2 protein-coding genes are annotated in these 3,113 nt (G+C 35.9%); one reads left to right on the top strand and one right to left on the bottom strand.

Annotated elements, in window-relative coordinates; translation table 11 throughout:
- Positions 1–486 precede the first annotated feature (486 nt).
- Positions 487–2,553, top strand: coding sequence for a hypothetical protein (locus tag LEP1GSC194_RS09380; RefSeq protein WP_020773371.1), 2,067 nt, complete (start codon positions 487–489; stop codon positions 2,551–2,553).
- A gap of 170 nt (positions 2,554–2,723) precedes the next feature.
- Here LEP1GSC194_RS09380 and LEP1GSC194_RS21280 read toward each other — a convergent pair.
- A partial coding sequence (locus LEP1GSC194_RS21280; RefSeq protein WP_020772574.1) for an ISL3 family transposase occupies positions 2,724–3,113 on the bottom strand: 390 nt, incomplete at its 5' end.

The raw sequence follows: 3,113 nt of genomic DNA, 5'->3' as shown, positions 1-3,113 counted from the left end.
TCTACAGCTTCCCGCTCATCGTATGAGACTTCGATATCTACCTTCTTTGCTGAGATATTTAATTCTACGGTTTCAACCGACCAAGGTGATGAGATTCCTAAAAGGAGAGAGTAATGTTTTTCTAAGTTTTCGTTTGCGTTCATTAGGAATATTATTCATTGGTTATGTTATGATTTTGCAATGACGAAATTTGCTCGAAACTCATCTGCAACCTCTTCTCACCGTCATTTATGAAGTAGTTTCTTCCCACGAAATTCTCCGAAGGGCCACGGAAATAAACCGACAACTGCCAAAAATTCGAATCATTCCCTGACGAACCTACTCGCCATATATTTCGCTGATAATTTATTCATTATCTTAGGCTGCAATAAAGATTACTTAGTCCCCGACGAATTAAAAATAACTGAGTTACCAAATGAAATCGCAGGATTTACTCATAGCTTATGTAAAGAATCAGATCTAAAACCTGAAACAATTATCGATACAATGAACTTTGTTTTAAACGGAGGCATTAATTTTCTTCGCATTAGTTCTCAAATACGAAGAGGAATTCTGCTATTTAAAGAACGATATCAAGGTGATTACGAATTAGTTTCTGGGAATGACGCAAGTAATTCGAAATTAGCTCTTGTAAAAGAAAATCTTATAACCAAATTTATTTCATGCTTTGGAGGCGAAGTCAAACCTTCCTTATATCCCGGATGGAAATTAGTAATTGATTGTTTAGTTAAGATAGAAGATAGCCCACCCAATGAACTAAAAGATGTATATCATTTAGCAAGAACAGGCCTAAATCGGGCTGTTCGTCTCTTAGGCGGAATAAGAGCTGATTACGGATTTTTTGCAATTGACGACTTCTTACCCAAAGTGTTCTGCCCTGATGGGAAATATATTAATCTAAAAATTTGTGAAAGAACAATCCCGCTCGAAAAGAATAAAGATAATTCAGACCTATGGATTTTTCCATCCGATACACTAGAAAGAATAGATCTCAAAAAAGACACCATCGGAACTCTTGAAGTTACATTTGATAACATTGATAAAACCAAAACTGTTCTTTCAATTACATTAGAAAAATGGCATGTAAGTACAATATATGCGCAGCTAAATAAAGGAAATTACCTTTCCGAAGGCCTAAAAAGCCACGTCCAAAATATTCATATTGAAAACGATTTATCTACAATAGACAATCAAATTGATAAAGAAAATGACCTTTTAAAACGGCATCATGATATAACTTTTCTCGGACCAGCATGTGGAGATTTTAGTCCATGGCCTCGCCCAAATTATGATTGGGCATCCTACCGCTCGAAACCAGGTTTACTTTGCTTTATTGGTAATCCGGAAAAACCAACCCCTCCAAAAGATATTAAATCAGACGATGGAAAGATAAATACTCGATGGAGTTATTACTTTAAAAACAAGCCATCAATCTATGTTCGCCGGGATTCTGAATATTTGCCCATTTGGAATTTTCCAAAAGTAAAAGACATTTATAATCAATATTCAATGACAGACTCAAGTTTTTTTAAAGAGGATTTTTCAGCTTTCAAAATCCGAGAACCGAATTATGGGATGCACCCAAGCTCGAAAGTTCAAAAAATATCGGATGCTATCGCTGCAATATCAACTCATCGCGGAGGAATGGCATACAAATCTTTTTATAAGCTTTTACAAGAACACTTCGATTTAGTTAGCCATTCCGAGTTAATGAACAACATTATGCGATCATGGATCGAATCTGGATCAGTAGATTTATTTCGACGCCAGGGCTGGAACCAAAACTTCATTTTAGCGAAACGGCCTCGTTTCATAAAATACAAGTTGGGCCCATTAGTCAGAGGAGTTGTCATAGGTCTAATCACTACATCGTTTATTGATCGATTACGTGAGTTATGTATCAAAAAATCGTTTACATTAATAGAAAAATTTCCTCTGTCTCAATTCTCACCTTTAACATACTGTGTAGAAGATTTTAAAGATTCAATATTTGATGAACTTAGCAAACAATTAGAATGTCTGCCAGCTACTTGGTTAGAGTGGCCGATAGACATTCCAGAAATTAAAGTAAAGAATGGTAATGATGGAATTAAGATAGGTAGCCCAATTGCAAAGTATGATCTACTTTCCATTTATTCCTGGGAAAAATGCAGATTTGTCGAAGATCCTTTTGTTAACTCTGGCGAATTAAAGGTAGAAAAGTTATATAACGTAAAATACGGATCTGCGTATCAGTTGCGTAATGAGCATGGCGTAGCAATTGCCTGGAGCTATTTTCAAAACCCTATACTATTGTTAGCATATCAAATAAGAAATCAAAGCATTCCTTTTGAGCGGAAGACTCACTGCATATTCCGAACAAGGAGTACTTTGATTTATTTACCATTAGCGATCGGTCGACTTTGTACTGTTGCGGGTTATTCAATGCCAAGTCCTTTGATTAACGAAACAACTAAAGAACTGAAAGCATATTGCTACCCGCTCGGACATATACTATCGCGCGAAATAGCAGATAAATATGGGATACAATATAAAAGTTCGAGGGGATTATAGAGTGCAAGATCCAATTGGTACGTTCATTAGAATTCGTGATCTTTATATCAGCTATTTAGAAACTGCATTTAGAATTGGAGATGAGACAATTCAAAAAGAAAGGCGAGGACTATTAAAGCTGCCTGGAACTCTCTGCACAGAACCCATCATCGAAGGCCCTTCAGGAAAAATCATGGGTAAACGTCCAAACCGCCTAAATGAAAGAGAATAGCGACGCGGAAGAAATCGAAATTTCTGAAGCCTCTTGCATTCGATTTAATTTTCTGAATACTTGAATTAATACTTTCCGAACCAGCGTTTGTGATTCGATGAGCGAAGTAGGTAAGGATGTATTTAATGTTTTTATAAAGCATCTTAGCGACTTTAATAATAGGTTTAAGTTTAGAATGAGTAGCCCAAAAATACCAACGTTTGAAAAACTTTTCCGCATTACCTTTATAGCTGTAAGACCAAAAATAACGAAAGGCTTCTTTTATCTGCCATCCTTTCCCGACTTTATACAGATTTAGTTTAAGAGAATTGAAAGCTTCCTTTTGCTTATCAGAATAATTTTCTTGGTT

The organism is Leptospira alstonii serovar Sichuan str. 79601 (genome assembly GCF_000347175.1).
Taxonomy (GTDB): Bacteria; Spirochaetota; Leptospiria; order Leptospirales; family Leptospiraceae; genus Leptospira; species Leptospira alstonii.
The sequence above is the reverse complement of the archived record's forward strand: the minus strand, read 5'-3'. Positions and strand labels throughout refer to the sequence as shown.